At 53.3% G+C, this 20,276-nt stretch carries 8 protein-coding genes; 3 read left to right on the forward strand and 5 right to left on the reverse strand.

Annotation, left to right across the window (positions count from 1 at the left end):
• The first annotated feature begins 57 nt into the window (after positions 1-57).
• From ACKPVM_RS16265 to edd, 3 genes are all read left to right on the forward strand, one after another.
• Entirely contained in the window at positions 58-528 is a 471-nt protein-coding gene (locus ACKPVM_RS16265; protein WP_409310660.1) for a TRAP transporter small permease, read from the forward strand.
• A gap of 31 nt (positions 529-559) precedes the next feature.
• Positions 560-1,840, forward strand: a complete 1,281-nt coding sequence (locus ACKPVM_RS16270; RefSeq protein ID WP_409310662.1) for a TRAP transporter large permease — start codon at positions 560-562, stop codon at positions 1,838-1,840.
• A 663-nt stretch (positions 1,841-2,503) separates the two neighbouring features.
• A complete protein-coding gene (gene edd, locus ACKPVM_RS16275) occupies positions 2,504-4,309 on the forward strand; it encodes a phosphogluconate dehydratase (protein ID WP_409310664.1) in 1,806 nt (601 codons plus the stop codon).
• A gap of 123 nt (positions 4,310-4,432) precedes the next feature.
• Here edd and ACKPVM_RS16280 read toward each other — a convergent pair whose 3' ends face one another.
• The 5 genes from ACKPVM_RS16280 to ACKPVM_RS16300 form a co-directional block, all read right to left on the reverse strand.
• A complete protein-coding gene (locus tag ACKPVM_RS16280) occupies positions 4,433-6,562 on the reverse strand; it encodes a site-2 protease family protein (RefSeq protein ID WP_409310666.1) in 2,130 nt (709 codons plus the stop codon).
• A 2-nt stretch (positions 6,563-6,564) separates the two neighbouring features.
• Entirely contained in the window at positions 6,565-7,920 is a 1,356-nt protein-coding gene (locus tag ACKPVM_RS16285) for an efflux RND transporter periplasmic adaptor subunit (RefSeq protein WP_409310668.1), read from the reverse strand.
• A complete protein-coding gene (locus ACKPVM_RS16290) occupies positions 7,917-8,669 on the reverse strand; it encodes an efflux RND transporter periplasmic adaptor subunit (protein WP_409310669.1) in 753 nt (250 codons plus the stop codon). The genes ACKPVM_RS16285 and ACKPVM_RS16290 overlap by 4 nt, the downstream gene beginning before the upstream one ends.
• Positions 8,669-10,456 (reverse strand): TolC family protein, encoded by a 1,788-nt coding sequence (locus ACKPVM_RS16295; protein ID WP_409310671.1) that lies wholly within the window; start codon positions 10,454-10,456, stop codon positions 8,669-8,671. The genes ACKPVM_RS16290 and ACKPVM_RS16295 overlap by 1 nt, the downstream gene beginning before the upstream one ends.
• Before the next feature lie 129 nt (positions 10,457-10,585).
• A complete protein-coding gene (locus ACKPVM_RS16300) occupies positions 10,586-20,275 on the reverse strand; it encodes a beta-propeller fold lactonase family protein (RefSeq protein WP_409310673.1) in 9,690 nt (3,229 codons plus the stop codon).
• Between the last annotated feature and the right edge of the window lies 1 nt (position 20,276).

Genomic DNA, 20,276 nt, shown 5'->3' on the forward strand with positions numbered 1-20,276 from the left:
TACACTGGCAACCGTAGGCTTATGCCATATATCCGATTGTATTATGGAGCCATTATTATGCTGTTTTTGGAAAAATATCTGGTCAAAATCATCAATGTGCTCATCACTAGTTGCTTTGCCGTCATGACCACAATGGTGTTTATTAATGTTGTTATGCGTTACGTCTTTAACTCCGGTATCGCTTTCTCAGAAGAATTGTCACGTTTTTGTTTTGTCTGGATGACATTCCTGGGCGCGATCCTGGCAATGAAAGAGCACTCTCATATTCGCGTAGATACACTCATTCGACATTTATCCCATCGAGGCAAAAAAGTTTGTGCGGCCATCTCCAACGTACTCATGATTTATATTAGTTGGCTGTTATTTGATGGCAGTCTGACACAAACCATCATCAATTTTGGCACCCGCTCCCCCGCCACCGGTTTTTCAATGGCGATGTTATACGGCGTCGGCGTGATTTGCAGCGTGGGAATCATTATTTACGCGCTACGTAATCTCTATCAGCTCCATAAAAACGAAAGCTTATAGCCGCCGCCAATAACAAAAAAGGATCGCTATTATGACGTTAGCCATATTTTTAGGGGTGTTGGCATGCGGCATCATCATCGGCATGCCAATTTCCTTCGCTTTATTACTGTCCGGCGTTGCCATGATGTGGCAAATGGATCTGTTCGATTCGCAACTGATCGCCCAAAACGCCATCGATGGAACCAACAACTTCGTTCTACTGGCCGCACCGTTTTTTATTCTGGCTGGCGAACTCATGAACGCTGGGGGTTTATCCAAAAGAATCATCCGTCTGGCGATGGCCTTCGTTGGGCACGTACCAGGTGGATTAGGTTATGTCGCTATTTTTGCGGCGATGCTGATGGCTAGTCTGTCAGGATCGGCACTGGCTGATACCACCGCATTAGCCGCTATGCTGCTTCCCATGATGCGCGAAGCTGGTTACAACATGAACCGCTCAGCCGGACTTATCGTCTGTGGTGGTGTTATCGCGCCAGTCTTACCACCCAGCATCCCCTTGATCCTGTTCGGCGTGGCAGCACAGGTTTCCATTACCAAGCTGTTTATCGGTGGGATTATCCCCGGAGCCATGATGGGGATCGCCATTCTCATAGCCTGGTGGATTGTCTCTCGTAAAGACAAAGATACGATGGTGTTTGAGAAAAAACCTCATGCTGAAAAAGTTGCGGCGTTTAGAGAAGGAATCTGGGCTCTTGTTTTACCCCTGATTATTCTGTTCGGCCTGAAATTCGGCATTTTTACCCCTACCGAAGCAGGCGTCGTTGCAGCAATCTACTCTTTATTTGTCGGCTGTTTTATTTATAAAGAATTGAAGCTAAAAGACATTTATTACGTGCTGCTAAGTGCAGGAAAAACCACGTCAATGGTCATGTTTTTAGTCGCCGGTGCCATGGTGACTTCATGGCTGATTACCGTTGCTGACCTCCCCGGTCAATTAGTTAGCATACTGGAACCATTTATTGAGCATCCTAAAATTTTTATGCTGGTACTGGTCTTAATGTTGTTAGTTGTTGGGCTGGTTATCGACATGACGCCACTCATTCTGATTCTGGCACCAGTATTGATGCCAGTTGTGACGATCGTCGGCATCGATCCTGTTTATTTTGGCGTAGTCTTTGTCATGACAGCAGCACTGGGACTCATTACGCCGCCAATCGGCACCTCGCTCAATGCAGCCTGTAGTATCGGTAAATTACGTATAGAAGCCGTATCCGTCAGTATGTTGCCTTTCCTACTATCAGAAATTGCCGTGGTGCTCTTACTGGTCATGTTCCCAGAAATCATCACCGTCCCACTTTCTATCATGTTTTAACTACAAGGGTTAACAACAACACCGGAAACATTTTTTGTTTCCGGTGTGATTAACATGAATAAATACGCTCCTCTGATTCACCACCTCACAATACCTCTTATACTTAATTCAAACCTATTCTTACCTCATTAGGTGATATGTTTTTTATCATTCGAAAAAATGATGAAAATATTTCCGACCTCACAATGTGATGCAAATCACAAAACCACACCAACATAAGCTGAATCGTATAAAGCGAACGATAAAAACGCATTGTTACCGGTATCATTTGAGTATATAGTGAACTCATTACATAAAACGTAGCTTATACACTAAATAATTCGAGTTGCATGAAGGCGGCAAGTGAGGGAATCCCGATGAGCTTACTCAAGTAAGTGATTCGGGTGAGTGAGCGCAGCCAACGCACAAGCAACTTGAAGTATGACGGGTATAGCGTGACCAGTGAGGCCCCTATCATGATAATAAATCACGACATGGTTTTAAGTTAATAGCCAGCGTATTTCTTTATATCGACTGCTGACATCTTTTCCATTCTTTAATTAGCGTGGCGGTATTGCTCACCCTGAAAAAATATAAAAAACCGAATTTAAACCGGGAAATTTATTATTTATTTTCCGTTCGTTGACTATTTATAGCATCAAACTCGAAGCAATAGGGCCTAACATGAATCCTACGGTTACACGCGTCACCAATAATATCATTTCTCGTTCTCAGGATAGCAGAGCCCAATATCTGACTCAGATTGAAGCGGCGAAAAGTAAAACGGTTCACCGTTCACAACTTGCCTGCGGTAACCTGGCTCACGGCTTCGCCGCCTGCTCGCCCGATGACAAAACCAGCCTGAAAAATATGGTGAAAAGCAATATCGGGATCATCACGTCCTATAACGATATGCTCTCTGCGCATCAGCCGTATGAACATTACCCCGACCTGCTCAAGAAAGCGCTGCATTCCGTAGGCGCTATCGGTCAGGTAGCGGGAGGTGTACCGGCGATGTGCGACGGAGTGACGCAGGGTCAGGACGGCATGGAACTTTCCTTGCTCAGCCGTGATTTAATCGCCATGTCGGCCGCCGTTGGGTTATCCCACAATATGTTTGATGGTGCCTTATTTCTTGGCGTTTGCGATAAGATCGTTCCCGGTCTGTTTATTGCGGCGTTAGCCTTTGGTCACTTGCCAGCCATTTTCGTACCTGCTGGCCCCATGCGCACCGGTATCGCCAATAAAGAAAAAGTACGTATTCGCCAATTGTATGCTGAAGGTAAAGTCGGCCGCGATGCACTGCTGGAATCAGAGGCCAGCGCCTATCATTCTCCCGGAACCTGTACTTTCTATGGCACCGCGAATTCCAACCAAATGGTGATGGAAATAATGGGTCTGCACCTGCCTGGCTCTTCTTTTGTCTATCCCGATGTGCCGCTACGACACGCGTTGACCGAGGCGGCCGCACGTCAGGTCACCCGAATGACAGAATCCTCAGGCAACTATATGCCCGTCGGACGTCTGGTTGATGAGAAAGTCATCGTCAACGGAATCATTGCCTTACTGGCAACCGGAGGATCAACCAACCACACCATGCATCTGGTCGCAATGGCAAAAGCAGCCGGTATCACCATCACGTGGGATGACTTTTCTGAATTGTCAGAGGTCGTGCCACTACTTTGTCGCATTTATCCTAATGGTCCTGGAGACATCAACTACTTTCAGGCGGCGGGCGGGGTTTCACTGTTAATCCGCGAACTGCTGCAAGGCGGGCTTCTACATGAAGACGTTAACACCGTCGCGGGATTCGGTCTGAATCGTTATACACATGAACCGTTCCTTGAACAGGATAAACTGGTCTACCGTGACGGCCCACATGCTTCGTTAGACACAGAGGTCATTGCGACACTGAGCAAGCCTTTCGTTAAGCACGGCGGCACAAAAGTCCTGTCAGGGAATCTGGGCCGAGCCGTGATGAAAACCTCTGCCGTGCCGGAAGATCATCAGGTCATTCATGCACCGGCCATCGTGTTTGAAAGCCAATATGATGTCGATGCGGCATTCAATGCCGGGAAACTGGATCGGGATTGCGTGATCGTGGTGCGTTTTCAGGGGCCGAAAGCGATCGGCATGCCGGAATTACACAAGCTGATGCCACCGCTTGGCGTACTGATGGATCGCGGTTTTAATGTCGCGTTGGTGACCGATGGTCGGTTATCCGGCGCATCCGGTAAAGTCCCTGCGGCTATTCATATTACGCCGGAAGCCTATAGCGGTGGGTTATTAGCCAAAATTCATACCGGCGATATGATTCAGGTGGATGGCATTCGCGGCGAAATTAACCTGCTGGTCGATGCAACTGAATTGGCGAACCGCACAGCAGTGGAACCGGATCTATCTGCCTCACACACGGGTATGGGACGAGAATTGTTCAAGGCGCTACGGGAAAGCATTACGGGTGCAGAGCAAGGTGCCAGCTGTATTTAATGCCATGATGATCCTACTCGCCGACATCCGGCGAGTACTTAAATGACACACACAAACAACGCGATGCTTAAAACGTAATGTTTGGAATGCATGGTTTAGAATGCCATGTTTAGAATGCGTGGCTTAGAACGCAATCTCCCGGATCAACACGGCGGAAACCACTTTCCAGCCGCGAATCAACAGGCTTTGCGCCTCACCGTCCATGACTACCGTACCGCGCAGCACCTGCGGCTGACCACGGTAGTCTTCGGGCAGATTGAGCAACACGCGATAAACCGCCTGCTCAGGATGCAACTTGCGCTGTGCATCGCTCAGCGTGGCAATATCACCGCCATACACCGAGGCAAGTTCCGGCGTGGCATTCAGGTCCCGGGTTGCCGTGCTGGCAATCTCCACAATGGTGAGCGGCAGCGACGAGCGGCTCACGTCCTGTAAATAAAACGTCCCCTTTGCGCCCGTGCGGAGCCGCTGCCAGTCTTTTTCCGACACGAACGCTTCCACCAGCCCGCCGGTTGGCTTGGTGACGACCGCCAGCCATTCGCCCTGCCCCAGCCACTCGCCCGTTTCCATCGGCGTCGCCATATCGGCCACCACGCCGTCTATCGGCGCACGCACCGTCAGTTGTTCCGACTGACGCTGCAATACCTGTAACTTTTGCAGCGCCGCTTCGTGCTCCTGCTTCACCCGCTGGTGATCGCCAGCCGCTTCCTTGTTGAATACCTGAAAGGTGCTTTGCCAGTTCAGCGTAGCGATTTGTCGTTCCAGCTGTTGCCGTTCGTGCGCCAGCGCGTCAGACGACAGCGTAAACAGCGTTTGTCCCGCTTGCACAGGCTGGCCGACCTTCACGTCAATGCGCTGAATCATCGCAGGCACGGGCATATACAGGCTGCTTTGCTGTTCCGCCCGCAGCAGCGCCGGTGCATACACGCCGCGCTGCCAGGGAATCATCAGCAAGAGCAGAACCACAGCGCTCACAGTCAGCGTTGTCGTCATATTACGGTTCATACGATAATCCTTACGGCGTTTACTCCACTCGCGTACTTCATTCACCACCGGCATCACCACGAAGTAGCCGATTTCAATCGCGAAAAGCAGCATCCCCAGCAGTTTGAACGTCATGTGGTAAACCAGAATCGCGATACCGGTAAACAGGAAGAAACGGTATATCCACACCGCAAAGGCATAGCCCACCAGAGTACGTTGCAGCCAGCGTGGAAAGTGCTCCGGCGGGGCATCCCCTAAGCCGAACAGCCATTCCCGCATCTGCCAGCGGCCGATAGCAAAGCCTCGGTTTTGCAGGTTAGGCATCTGTAATCCATCGGAAAGCAAGAAATAGCCGTCGAAGCGCATCAGCGGGCTGAGGTTAATCGCCAGCGTCATAATCCAGGTTGTCGTCGCCAGCATAAACGCGGCGCTGCGCAGCATGCCATCCGGCAAGAAACTCCATACCAGCGTCGCCCATGCAGCCAGCACCAGTTCGGTCATCATGCCCGCTGCGCCAATCGCCATTCGTTGCCGACGGCGGGTGAGCTTCCACGAGCCGGACGTATCGGTGTACAGCACCGGCATCATCACCAAAAATGCGACGCCCATCGTGGCAACCCGCGCACCAAAGCGCTTGCAGGTGTAGGCGTGGCCGAACTCATGCAGAATCTTGGTAAAGCACAGCGTTAGCCCCGCCAGCGCGGCGCCTTCCAGCGTGAAGAAATGCAGAAACGTATGTTTGAACGTTTCCCACTGGCGTCCGGCGAGGAATAGCCCCAGCACGGCTATCAGCAATGTGAGCTTGAGAAAAGTCCGGCTGAAAAACGGTTCGATCCACGGCAAGGTTACGCCCAGAAAGCGATCGGGGTGCCATAAGGGAATGCGAAAAAATAGATAGTTCTTCAACAGCTTGCGCCAGATCGAAACGCGCGACTGTTCCACCTGACGAGCAAACTGCGCCATCGCCTCATCGCCAGAAACCCGCGTCAGGCTGTTGGCCTGCAAGAAACGATTGAAATACTGCACATCGCTGTCATCAAGCGTCAGTGCAGAAGTCTGGTTAACCTCGGCCACGATCTGCGCCGCGTTCCCCATCGACCAGCGCGATAGCATCGCCATTTCCGCCCAGCCGATACGAAAATAAAGGCCACGTAGCGGATCTTCCAGCGTCCAGCTAGGCGATCCGTCGCGGTTAGCGGGCCCAGCATGCAGGATCAGTTCATCGCGCAGCGGGCTGAGCCCAGCGGCCGACGTCGCACCTCCGGCCATCGTTAGACGCCCAACCAGACGCGCAGCGACGCCAGCGGTTTGCGCAGCAGGTAAACGAACAGCACCGTGCGTTTACCGTACAGCTTGGCGGTCCCTTTCAGGCCCACGCGCAGCTGCGGATCATCCTGTGTAAAGCGTGCCCGCAGCCGATAGGCCATCACATTGTCCGGCGTCGGCGCGGCGCGATAGCCAATCTGCTCCAGCCGTGCTTCCTGTGCCGAATTCGGTGCCACATTGAGGAACAGGCGCACGTCCGCGCCGTTTTCCAACGCAATCGCATCCGCCGCCGGCAACTGGATCTCCAGTTCAACATCGTGCGGATCGGCGATCATCATGATTCGTTCTCCCACCGCCACCGAGCGCCCAATCCAGTCGCTGCTATCGTCAAAAATCGCCACACCGTCGCGCGGGGAAGCAAGCTGCATGCGTTCCTGCTGACGTTGTAGAAAATCCATCTCGCTCTGCGCCTGTTCGCGGCGGCTTTGCAGTACGGCTAGACTGGCCTTGCTATTGGCATCGAACAGCGCCTGCTGCTGTGCCTGACGATACTGAGCATCGGCAGTAGCAAAAGCCTGCCGCGCTGATTCCAGTCGGTTTTCCAGTTCGCGCACGTCCAGCCGCACCAGCGGCTGATTGGCGCTAACGGCCTGATTAGGGCGCACCAGTATGTCATCCACCACGCCCGCCACGGGCACACGCACCATCACCGGACGATGCGCGACGATCTCTGCCGGAGCCAGCACCGACTGGCGAACGGGGATCAATAAGATCAGCACCAGCGCCACGATCCCGGCCAGAATCAAACGACGCTTCTTCGGGCTGGTATTCGTCTGCCGCCGACGTTGTTTCTGCAAACTCGCCCACGCGTGAGCATACGCGTCCGCCAGTTTTTCCAGCAGTACGATCTCGGCTGGCAGCCACGCGCTGTCCCGTGCTAACACTAGCACCAGCGGGGTATCGCCCTGCGCTAAACGCAGCGGTAGCCAGAGTAAAAATTCCGGCAGATGTTCCTGCCACAAAATCTGGTCATCGGCAGGCAGCTCGCGGCATTGCAGCGCCTGCGTTTGACGTCCCTCTTCCTGCCACTGACGGCACAGGCGGCTAAATTCGGTACAAAACGGCGCGTTGTGATCGAGCGAGGCCAGCCCGGAAGCCGCCTGCAAGCGCCGTTTATCACAGTCCCACAGCAGCGCCTGCCGATACTTCACTACATTATGCGTCTCGTTGACGATGAAAAACGCCAGTTCATCCAGCGTTTCACGCGCCCTAGCACGGCTTTGCAGCTGCAACAATTCGGCCAGCAGTGCCAGCCGGGTATCCTGTTCAGTTTGTGCTGCTGTCGTGTTCCGTTCGGTCATGGCGATACGCTACCGGCATCAGGCGGTACAATTTGCGCCACACCGCTCATGCCCGGCAACAATCCGGCGGTGGATTGGGTAATCCGACCAAAGACTTTTACTGACTGACTGACCGGATCGATCGCTGAAGAAAGGCGGCTGATTTCCGCCGGATAGCTCAGGCCAGTTTCATCCAGCGTGACCTGAAAAGCGCTGCCCTGCTTTAACCACACCAGCCAGCGCGATGGCACGATCATTTCCAGCTCAAACGCGCTGTCATCATAAATCGCCAACAGCTCTTTGCCTTCCGGCACGGATTCCCAACGCTTCACCTTGGTTTCCGTGACGCGACCAGAGAATGGCGCTTTAATGACACAGCGTTGCAGCATGGCGCGATTGACGCCGCTTTCGGCCTGCGCCATCGACACCGACGATCGCGCCTGATCGACATCAGACAGGCTGATCGAATTGAGCTTATCCAACCGATCGGCAATCGCCAGCTTCTTACGTGCGGCATTCTCTGCCGCGTTTGAGTAATTCAGCTTTTCGCGCAGCACGGTGCAGTCAAACGTCACCAGAGTATCGCCCTGCTTGAAGTGTTCACCCTCTTTCACCGCAAGATCGGTCACCTTCCCGGCAATTTCGCTGGATAACACGGTATAGCGTTGGGCGCTAAGCTGCACACGAATATCTCCGGTCGCCGCCTGCCCCATCAAGGGCAGGCTTAACGCACTCACGAGCAACATCGGACGCATGATGCCGACAGTCATTAACGCGAACCTCCCGCCTGTAGAGATTGCAGGTTATCCCACATATCCGTATTTACTACGCGATAAGGTTTATCCGCGTTGGCCGATGGTGCGATAGGTTTCACCACAGACGTCGCCGTTTTCAATGCAGATGGCGTCGCGACCGGTTTAACAGAAGCCGTTGTTGTGGCAGGCGTAGCTGGCGTTGACAGCGACAGGCGAGGTACCGCAACGCCGCCTTTTTCAAGGTTATTCGTGGTACGTGCAATCGAATTGCTCAACGCCGCCAGACTGACATCGTTCACGTTATCCGGTAGCACATCCAACCCGGCAGCCTGATACACCGCACCCAGCGCGTTCTGCACATCGGCAAAACTCCGGTCACGCGCACGGGTCGTCAGAATGGTTTCCGTGCTGACACGTACCTGCTCCATTTGCGTTTCAGCACGATGCTGTACGCTAAGCGTGGTTTGATTAAGGATGCCACGCTGGATCCGCGCCAGTTCCTGATAGCGACCAAACATCCGTGTACTTTGCTGATATTCCTGCCAGGCGACGTTCACCTGCGTCAGCACCGCCATACGCAGCGCCTGACGACGAACCTCCGCCAGATCTTCATTCGCCTGTCCCGCACGTTTAACCGATGACCACGACAGCACATTCAGCAGGTTTCCGCTAACCTGAACGCCCGCGTTCGCCCATTGATGATTCACCAGATAGCTGTTGCTATCACCGTTGACACCAGCAAACAGCGACACGCCCGGTAGCAGTCGCAGCAGCGACTTACGGGTTTCCAGTACGCTGTTACGCGCCAGATAAGTCTCTTCACGCACTTCCGGACGCTTCACCATCGAAAAGTTTTCCAAATCGTCGAGTGAATAAGCCATCTTCGGCGCAATCAGACTGCTTTCGCTCGGTACGACAACATCGTATTTACTGGACGGCGGCAGGTTCATCAGCGCGGCCAGACGGGATTTCGCTACGACTAAGTCGCTATCGACGATTTCCAACTGGCGCACCATCTCCAGCATATTCTTCTGGAAGCGCAGCGCCTCAACCGGCGCTAACAGCCGTTGTTGTTCGGTCTGACGCGCATATTCCAGCGCCTGACGCGCCTGCGCCAGCGCGGTGGTCACTTCCGGCTGCAAACGCTGCGCCGTGGCCGCTTCCCAATAGGCCGTCCGCACCTGACGGGTAATATCCGCTACCACGCGGCGGCGACGCTCTTCCGCCGCCAGCGATTTGTTCGCCTGCACTTTGGCGTTGAAATAGCTGATACCAAAATCCAGCACGTTCCAGCTCATCGTCAGATCGGCGGTACGCATGGTTTGATCCTGACTGGTGGAGGCTTCCAACGATTGGCGGCCAGTGGTGACCGACTGGCTGCTAGAACCGGCCACGTTATCACGAGTTTGTAACCCGGCACGGGCGGTCAGTTTAGGTAGCAGCATGTCCAGATTCTGTACGCCCAACAGGTCATCTTCCATCGCCTGTTCCATCAGAGCGACCCGCTGTTGCAGGTTATATTTCAGCGAACGGGCAATCGCCTCATCCAGCGTAATGGTGCCACGCACCGGTTCCTGATTAGCGAACATCTGCGTTCTGTCGCTCAGTGCCTGTGCTACCTGCTGTTCCACCGTCACGGGCTCTGGTTTGACGGCACAGCCTGCCAACCCCAGACAGGCAAGGGTCACCGCAATCCGTAATGCCCGGGAACCGGCGGCGCGTGACGTAATCTCGCGTTGAACGTTCTGTTTCTGACTGTCGTGTTGCTGGCTATCCCAGAAATTCGCTATGTGCTGATTCACCCGGGTTCTCCCCATCTTCTATTTGTCTGTTCCCTTCATCTTTCAGACGGTGGATTAATGACCGCCTGAAAGCGCCTGGGTTAGTGGTTAAGTAATAAAATCGCGTCTCGGTATTCGGTCTACACAGCGTTACGCACGCAGGTTGCTCAATTCGCTGAGCGCTGCCAACAGTGCATCCTGTTCAGGCTGATGCTGACGCAGTTGTTCGGTAAAGGCCGTTTTCCCTGCCGATACTGACTGTTCCACATCCCGGTTTTCAGCCGCATGTGAAGGCCATTGCATTGCACCACGGTCGGTGGTCATTTCTGCGCCATCGCCCTGCCCAACTTGCAGCGTAATCGGCACTATTCGGCTAGTACCGTCTGCGGTCTGGGCTTTCAGTGCCAGTTGGATCTGGTTAACCTGCAACGCACTGGCATCGGTAACACGCACCACGCCGCTGCGAACATCAAACTGTATCCACGCAGGCAGCGGACGTCCGTTCGCCAGTTGTAGCGTCAACGTGGCATTGCTTTCACGCACGCTGAACATGCGTTGCGGCAAACTAAAGGCCAGTGCGCCAGTGGCATCTGGCTGTAGCGCACCCTGCACACTGCTGAACGCCGACTCCAGCGTCGTTGCCTGACCGCGCACGCTCAGGAACAGACTGGAATCTAAAGCAGGTGTTGTCACAACATCACGCAAGGCCGCATTGGCACGAGAAGAGAAATTGACCCGTTCCAGCGTCGGCATCAGTTGTGGCATCACAGGGTCGAGCACCCAGGGCGCATCCGACTGACGTACAACACCGGCACCGCGCTGATGAACAGGTTCAGCAACGAAAGTGGTGGCTAGAGGCCGTGTTTCTGAACGAGACAGATCGGCGACAATCGCGCCTAGCGGTTGTTCGCGCTCTCTGTCATCGGAATCAACAGGCAGGTTCGCACCTTGCGACACCAGAATGACCGGATCCACAGCGTTGTTATCAGGATTGGATGGTTCCGTTGGTGTACCCGGATCGACCGGCGTCGAAGCGGCGTTAATTGTCAGCGCGACAGACAGTGTCGTCGCATTGCCCGCGCTATCCGTTGCAGTAATTGTCAGGTTGAACGTTCCCGCCGTTGATGGCGTGCCGCTAAAGGTGCGCGTAGCAGAATCAAAACGCACCCCGTCCGGTAGACGCGTCTCATCTACCGTGTACGTCAGCGCGTCATTTTCAGGATCGCTAAACAGGCCAGCGGGCAAGGTATAGGACCAGTTCGTGCCAGCCTGTGCTGTCGGCGGTGTGAATTGATCGGCATGACCAACGGGCGGTAAGTTCACGTCTCCCGAGAGCGCAACACCCAGCGTTTGCGCCACAGAATCCACTTCGCCGTCATTGAACACCAGCGTGAGCGATACTTCGTTCCCCGTCAGTGATTCATCCGTTGCCCAACTGATTTGGCGCGTCAACGATGTTGCATCCGCACGAGAGATGGCGGCGGTGAAAGTAACGGTAAGTTTTCCATCCGCCTGCGTGAAAGTCGCAACAGGCTGACCATCTTGACTAATGACCCCATTCGCCAACGTGAAACCATTACCTGCGGAGAAACTAAAACGATCGCCTGCTGATGCCGTCTCACCACGTTGTAACGTGATCGACGCTCCCTGATAATTTCCTGCGCCATCGTTCAATGCATCCAGTTCAGCATCACTAAGAACGATAGATGGCGTAACGATAACAGCAGGGCCATCAATGCGATAAACCGGCAGGCGGGAAACCTCACCCAGCGCCGTTATGCCATTGCCTACGGCAATCAGACCACCGTCAACCGGCATCAGGTGAGTAAAACCTGCACCGTCATTGGTCAATACATCAAGTTTGATCAGTGCTTGATCGTTCAACACATAACGCGTGAGTGAGCCGTCACTTTGCGTAACATAAAGAACTCGCGCATCGGCGGAGATCGCAATATCGCTCACCGTACCGCCCGCAGCGACACGGGCTACATGCGTCAAGATCCCCGTTTCCGTATCCAGCGAGAAAGCATCAATCTGTCCTTCGCTGGCAACAAAAATGCTGCGACCATCGGCGCTCACCGTTAGTTTTTCAAGACCTGAAAGCGCAACGGTATTCCCTGCGGCATCGACAAAGTCGCGAGCATAGCCTAATGATGTCAGTTTGCCGCTATCATCACGCTGATAAACAATAATCGTCGAGGTGTCGTTGATTGAGGTAGTAACAAATAGCAGGTTACCGCGACTGAGGATGCTGGTTGGTGCCCACAAATAAGGTGGGTTGTTCATATCACCGCCCAGCGCTTCGACGTAGGTTAGCGCTCCCGTCGCCGTATCACGGCTGAAATAGGCTAGCTGGCCGCTATAGCTGTTAATGAGATAGAGGCTTTTCCCATCATCCGACAGGGCAATCCCAATGATGTTATAAAGGTTCCCGCCATCAATATCGTAATCACTTGCTATCGTGGCTTTATGCGTCAGTTCACCGTTTTCATCCCGACTAAACCAGACAATTGCGTCACCATCGGCGCGCAGCGCATACACGCTGTTACCATCGGCAGAAACCTCTAATTGGCTTATCCCTTCGACACCCTCTGTCGCGGCAAAAGTGCGCACATAGGTTAATTTGCCGCTGTCGGCATCCCGCTGGAATAACGCAATCACCCCTTTATCATCGCTGACGTATACCGACAAACCGTCTCCCGTGCTGGCAGACGCCGTCACCGTACCCAATCCGGTAATCGCGGTGTAGGCGTTAACCAGACGCAGTTCATCGGCAGAGAGCACCGGATCGTTTGCCACCACCGGCGTGTCGTTAATCGCGGTAATGGCCACTGACAAGTTCGTAACCTGAGAGTCCAGATAACGATCGGACAACGTCACCGTTACCGCGACCTGAGCGGCGGGCGTATGGCTGTCGCTGGAATAGGTAATCTGGCGCAGCGTATTCTGTACGTCTTCCGTGGTCGGAATCGTTCCCGCATTCGCGTTGAAGCGAATCGTCAACACACCGTCTTGATTGCTAACCTGACCAATCTCGACACCGTCTTTCTGAAGCGAATCACCCGATAACGTCAGACCGTTGTCAGCATTAAAGCCCAGCTTATCGAGCGCAGTTTTTCCATCGCCCAACGTAATTTTCAGCGTCGCACCGTCGTAGTTGCCTTTACCACCGTTGAGCTTATCCATCTGCGCATCAGATACCGTCGCGTCCGGTGCCAGCACGACAGGGTCAGCGCGCTCGGTATAATCCTGAGTCGTACCCGGAATCGTGATAGTCGGCGCGGTATTGGTTTCTGCCGCTGGTGCCAATGTCAACGTGATGTTCTGATCCAGTGTGGTTTCCGGTGCAGTGCCGTTGTAACTATTTTCCTTGATTTTCAAGGTGACGTGGCGTTCCCCGCTGGATTCGCTGCCCAGATAGTTGTAGCCAATACTATCGATGATGGCAGCGGTATCACCCGCGTCTTTTCCGACATAAACAATCACGGTGGCGGTGCCGTCTTTTACCGAAACGGAATATTGCAAACCACTTGCGGTGTGCGGTGAACCATTGGATGGTTCAAGTACGATCGTGCTGCCATCAACGCTAATGACTTCGTTAGGGCCTGAGACATCAAACGTCAGCACCACCTGCCAGATAGTTTGCCCGCTCTCAATGGTATTGACATGGGTATCTTTAAACAGCTTAACGAACTCACCATTGACGGGGATCTGTGGATTTAATACGGTCGTTGTCAATTCAGAGGGATCGTTCACCCCGTGAAGATTAACGACGATATCCATGTTAGCGGTGTTGTTGTCGCCATCATTAATACTGAAGGTGAATGTCGGCGACGATCCTGCGAGTTCTGGATCCCTGCTGGTGTTGTGATAGGTAATCTGACGCATGACGTTCTGCGCATCGGCTTTGGTCGTTGCAGCCGTAAATGTCACCGTCAACACGCCATCAACAGTCGTAAAGGTGGCGATCGCGTCACCATCTTTTATAACCTTGTCACCATTGAGCGTTAAACCGTTATCTGTTTTCAGGCCAAAGGTGTCTTCCGGTAGCCCACCGTCTTGTCGGCCAACGGTGATGCTGGCACCGTCATAATTACCCATGCCATTATTTAACGCATCGAGTTGCGGATCAGACAGACGACCTGACGGCAGCAGCACCGTAGCATCACTTCCTTCGGTGTAAGCTGCACCCGCCGTCCCGACATTCAGCACATGAACCCTATCGCCGCCAAGCAGGTACAGTTGCTTACCGTCAGCACTCAGCTCCACGTTTTGCAGGTCTGAGAAGGAAATACCAATCGGGCTATCCCATCCCCCGCTAATGGTGTCTTTCAGCGTCAGGCTGCCATCTGCTGCGCGAGAGAAAACGGTAATGTTTTTCCCAATGACGAATAGCGCCGAGCCGTCAGCAGAAACGACCAGATCGGTCGCTAACGCCTCGCCGGAATCGCCACCGTCATCGACGATCGGCGTGGTATCCGTCAGCGTGAGCGATCCATCAGCCCCCACCGTTATTGTATTGAGCGTGTACTGAATTCCATCAGCATTAATTGCATACAGGGTTTTGCCATCAGGCGACAGCGCAAGTGAGTTGATGTAATACGGATCCTCACCTTCAGCTTCAATCTTGGAAACTTGCTCGAGCTTGCCCTCAGCATCAATACTGAACGCGGTGACGCCGACAGCACCACCGGAACCCGATACGAACAGATAACGCCCAGTTGGATCCAGCACAAGTCTGCTCGCGCCAACCAGATTATCCGCCTGGGAAACGGCTGACAGCGTTCCGTCCTCCCCGCGTTTAAATACCAACACGCTGCGCTCATCATTTTCGCTGTCAGGCTGTGCGGCAGTCACGTAAAGATAGTCGCCCTGCGAAACAAGATGGGAGCGCACGTCCAGTGAATGACCGCCCAGCGCAGCTTGATCAAGGACGCCAGCCTGGGTGAGTTCACCGTCGCTGCCCACGCGGAAAATCGTTACCGCATTGCCTTCGCTGCCGACCACATACAGATATTGTCCATCATCGGATAAGATCACATCTGATGCACCTGCCAACCCGGCATGCTCCACAACCTGGTCGTTTTGCCCCATTTCTTCGTTATAAACGGATCGGTAATTGAAGAAAGTTTGTGACAGGGTGAATTTACCCTCTGCATTGCGTACAAACACGCTAAGCACCGCAGAGTTGCCCTCGGGTGAACTCACAACATAGAGCGTTTTGCCGTCCGCAGACAGTTGACTGTCTTTTACCCCGCTTAGCACATCGGAATAGGTTTCTGGATCATAGCCATCAAGGGCGTAATCACCCTCAAGAGAACTGGATTCACCACCGATGGTTGGCATTTGTGTAGGATCGGAAGCAATCGTCAGCGTAATCGTCTGCTCCGCCTGTCCACCTGACTCATCCGTCGCTACGACGGTAATAGAGAAGCTTCCCGCACCGTTGAGAGCGGTCGTACCAGAAATCGTGCGCGTTTCAGGATCGAAGGTTAATCCATCAGGGAGGCCGGTGACTTGCCACGTCAATGCGTCATTTTCAGGATCGCGGAATAAATTTTCTGGCAGCTCTGCGGTGTACGATAGCCCTGCTGTACCAGATGGCGGTGTGTACTCGCTATTATCCACAACCGGCGGTTTATTCTCCACCAGCGTCAACAGCAAGCTGGTATCCTTAGATCCATCGCTCAAGGTGATGTTCAGTGGAATCGATGCGCCTGCCGTATCACCATCATGGCGGTAAGTCACCTGATGCAGAACCTGATTGGCAACCGTTTTAGTGACGCTATCAGTAAAGACAATCTTCGCCGTGCCTTCACTCACGCTGAACGTAGCGATTGTCTCGCCCTGATACTGAATATCGTTGCCGGACAGCATTAGACCGCTTCCGCTCTGGAAAGCAAAATGGTCATTTGCCGATGCTTCGCCATGACGGCTAATCGTGATTGATGCACCCTTATAGTCATTAGCTGCATCCAGTTCTCGGTCTGACAGCGTGACGTTCGTGGCAAACGGCACTTCCGTTGTCTGGCTATAAGGTGCATGAGCCGCTGCGGTGGACACGCTTAGTCCGGCAAAGAAAGTGCTCACCCCGGCATAGATGCTCTTACCGTCCGCACTAACGGCGATATGGTTAACGGTATTCACCGAAACTTCAATGTTATTGCTATATGTCAAAGCACCAGAATCAGCATCACGCGCAAAGACCAGCAGAGATTTACCACCAAAAGCCGCTACGTACAGCGCCGAGCCATCCTGAGAGATGGCAATTTCACGCAGAGACGTCGCTTGAAGTGCGGTAGGAACATTGCTTTCACTGTTGTACAAATCCATCGTCCCTGCGTAGGTCAGTGCTCCGGTATCGCTATCACGGCTGAAAATCGAGACGGTACCCTGCGAGTTTGACGACACATAGACAAAGCGGTTGTCAGGTGAAATAGCGATGTCTTGCAACGCGGTCAGGTAACGATCGTCTTGCGGAATTTCCACACTGTTCGCATCAGCCGCGATCGTACTTTTATTAATCGTCGAGACATAGCTCAGGCTACCCGTGTCCACATCTCGCGATAGCACGGTAATACTGTGATTCCCCAAATTGGAGAGATAAGCTGACGTGCCATCGCTGGACAGCACAATGCCACTTGGGCTTTTCAGCGGGAGGGTATCACTGCCAATCAACGAACCGATAAACGTCAACGCGCCGGAGGTGGTATCACGCGAGAAGAAAGTCACAGCATCCTTCCCTGTCGATCCATCCATCGGCGTCACACCGTTAATGGTATAGAGCGAAGTGCCATCGTCGGACAGGACAATTTCAGACACTGTCGCATCCAGCCCGCTAACGCCATCCACACCCTGTGTGGCAACAATGCCGACATAGCTCAACTGTCCCGTTGCAGTATCACGACTAAACTGCACCAGTGAGTAGACGCTTCCGCTCCCTCCCGCAACATACACACTGGCACCATCTTTCGACTGTACCAGCGTGGTAATGGTGTTTAGACCATTCACTTCAATCTCGGAGGTGGACGGATCGTCCTGTTCGCCCTGCGTGAAGCTTTGCAACAACGTCAAGGCACCGGATTCTGCATCACGCGCGTAAACTCGCAGGTAAGTCTTGCCGCCGTTATTGTTGTCTGTACTACCAGTGACCAGCAGGGTTTTACCATCCTGAGACACACTGATCGCCGAAACGCGCTCGTTGTAATCACTAAGCTTCCCATCGTTGTAAAATAGCGTGGCGTCTGGGGAATAGGTTGCCTCGATCGCGGGTTGCTCATTTAAGGCCAGATTGATACTGCTGGAGACAGTCAGCGTCGCGGTATCATTTCCATCATTGGCAGTGCCGCCGTTATCCTGCAATTCTGTTAGCGTAATGGTACGCAAGCCGCTGGCGCTGGAGCTCTCTTTGCCGGCCGAATAGCTAAGACCGTCGACCAGCTTCATCATCGCCATACTGCTGATACCCTGAGCACTGCTTAGCACCAGAGAAGACTCACCATTCACGGCGTCATAGGTGTAGCTATATTGGTAGCCACTCGTCGTAGTGCCAGCACTATCCTCACTGAGATCGATGACCGTACCATCCACCGTCAGGTATTCCTGATGCGGGTTGTTTAGGCCATCAATGCCAATAGACAGTTTTGTCAGTGCCTGCCCGGCTTCTCCGGTGTTAATCGCTGTGTCTTTGAACAGCGTGACGGATGCACCACGCGTATCCAACGTCAGGTTGCTTCCGCCTTGGCTAACCAGCGTTGGCGCACTGTTGGCGGTCAGAAGCAGTGCGACTGTAGTCACGGTACTGTCCAACTCACCATCGTTCGCGGTCACCGTTAACGACACGGTTTCAGTTTCGGTCGCGCTCTGGCTGCCGACATTACGATAGGTGATTTGCTTCAGGACATTATTCGCGGTTTCTTTTGTCACATCGGCAGTAAACGTCACGCGGAGCGTACCTTGATTCTGTGCAAAAGTGCCAATTTCTTCGCCAGCTTGCAGAATTTTTCCGCCTTGCAGCGTCAGATCATTACCTGCACTCAGGCCAAATTGATCGTCTATGGAGGGTGTTTCACGGCCAATAGTCAGCGTGGCACCGTTGTAGTTACCTGCACCACCGTTTAGCACATCCAGGTTGCTATCGGACAGCGTGACATGATCGGCAAACGGTAAGTCGCTGCCATAGAGGTAAGTGCGTAATGCGCTAAAGCGCTGGATTGCTTCGCCAGCCACCAGAAGTGATTGCCCATCTGGCGACAACACCATGCCATGCGTATCGCCAATATTGGTAATCTGGCCGCTTTCACTTAGCGCCCCCGTAGAGGCATTGACGCTATAAATCTGCAACGTGCCTTCGCTACTCAAAGCATAGAGTTGGCTACCATCAGCGTTAAGGTACAGCGCGTTGATGTTTTCCAGCGCTTTCGTATCAGTACGGATCAGCGTCTTTCCTTCAGTGCCATCACGTAGTTGATAAACACTGATTTCGCCGTTATCAGGATCGGCGACATAAATGAACTGCTGATCCTTCGAGATCGCCAGTTGATACTCCACCGCGCCATAGCCTCCCCCAGATGTCTCCAACGTGGCGATAGACGTTAATGTTCCATTCTCACCCCGTTGGAAAACAGATAGCGTATGCTTAGCCCCCATCCCAACAGTCACAACATAGTTACCGCTGCTCGCTACAATGCCGCTACGATCTATACCACTGCTGTCCACGCGCTGAAGGAGCGTCAGACCGCCAGTCGTTGTATCGCGTGTAAAGACAACCATGCCATTCCACTGCGTGGCGACATAAACCTGAGTCCCATCGCTGGAGATGGCAAGCCCAGTAATATTGCCGTTTTGCGAAGGGACTGTCTGGGCATAGTTACCCTCGACCTGAATGACCTGCCCGTTGTCGTCAAGGCTAAGCGAGACAATATCGCTACTGCCAGTGATAGCGTATAGCGAACGATTATCCGCACTCAGCACCACTTCTTTGACATCTTTGAGAGCACTGATGTCACTCAGCGTTTGACTCAACGTCAGTTTACCATGGTCACCTACTGTAAATACGCCCAGCACGCCATCACTTCCTATGGCATAGGCATACTCACCATTACTGGAGTAGAGCACGTCCTGCGGCGATGACATGCCGGGTACAATAATGAGTTCAGATAATTCAGGTGCATCCGACACAGACACCACTGGTGCCACATTGATCTTGCTGTCGATAGTGATGGTAGCGTCAATGTTCAAATCAGCAGTGTCAGTGGCTGAGCCGCCTTCATCACTCAGGCTTTTCAGCGTTACCGTCACGTCGCCGCCTGCCACGGTTTTATCCAGTGGTTTGTAGGCAATGCCATCAATCAGCTTAGCGACATCACCAGGTTTATACGCTTCAGCAGAAGATTCAATGCTGATTGTGATGGTTGTCGTTGCACCACTGACCGCAACCCGATAACCATACTGCCCTTCACCAGTCGTCGTTTTCGCGCCCGTAAAGGCTTCCAACGTGATTTCCGTACCGTCGATGACTAACGCCTGATTCGCGCCCGTGCGGTTAACGGTAATCACTAAATCTTTCAGTTCCTGCCCATCTTTATCTGCCGACACGCTGACATCGCTAAACAGATCGACGGCCGGGAAGCTATCACTGGTATCGGTAATCGTGACTGTTGCCTTGGTGGGTGTCGCATCAACGCCCGGTGCTGTATCCGTTGCCGCCACAACCTGCGCGGTCACATCCGCCACCGTTGCCACTGCTGCGGCATCAAACATCATTCGTGGTTCTAATACCCATGCTTGACGAGGTGTGCGCGTTAAGCCTGAACCAGATTTTGAGCGGGAAAAAGTCATC

It is taken from the genome of Pectobacterium hainanensis (genome assembly GCF_046237015.1).
GTDB lineage: Bacteria > Pseudomonadota > Gammaproteobacteria > Enterobacterales > Enterobacteriaceae > JBJYIN01.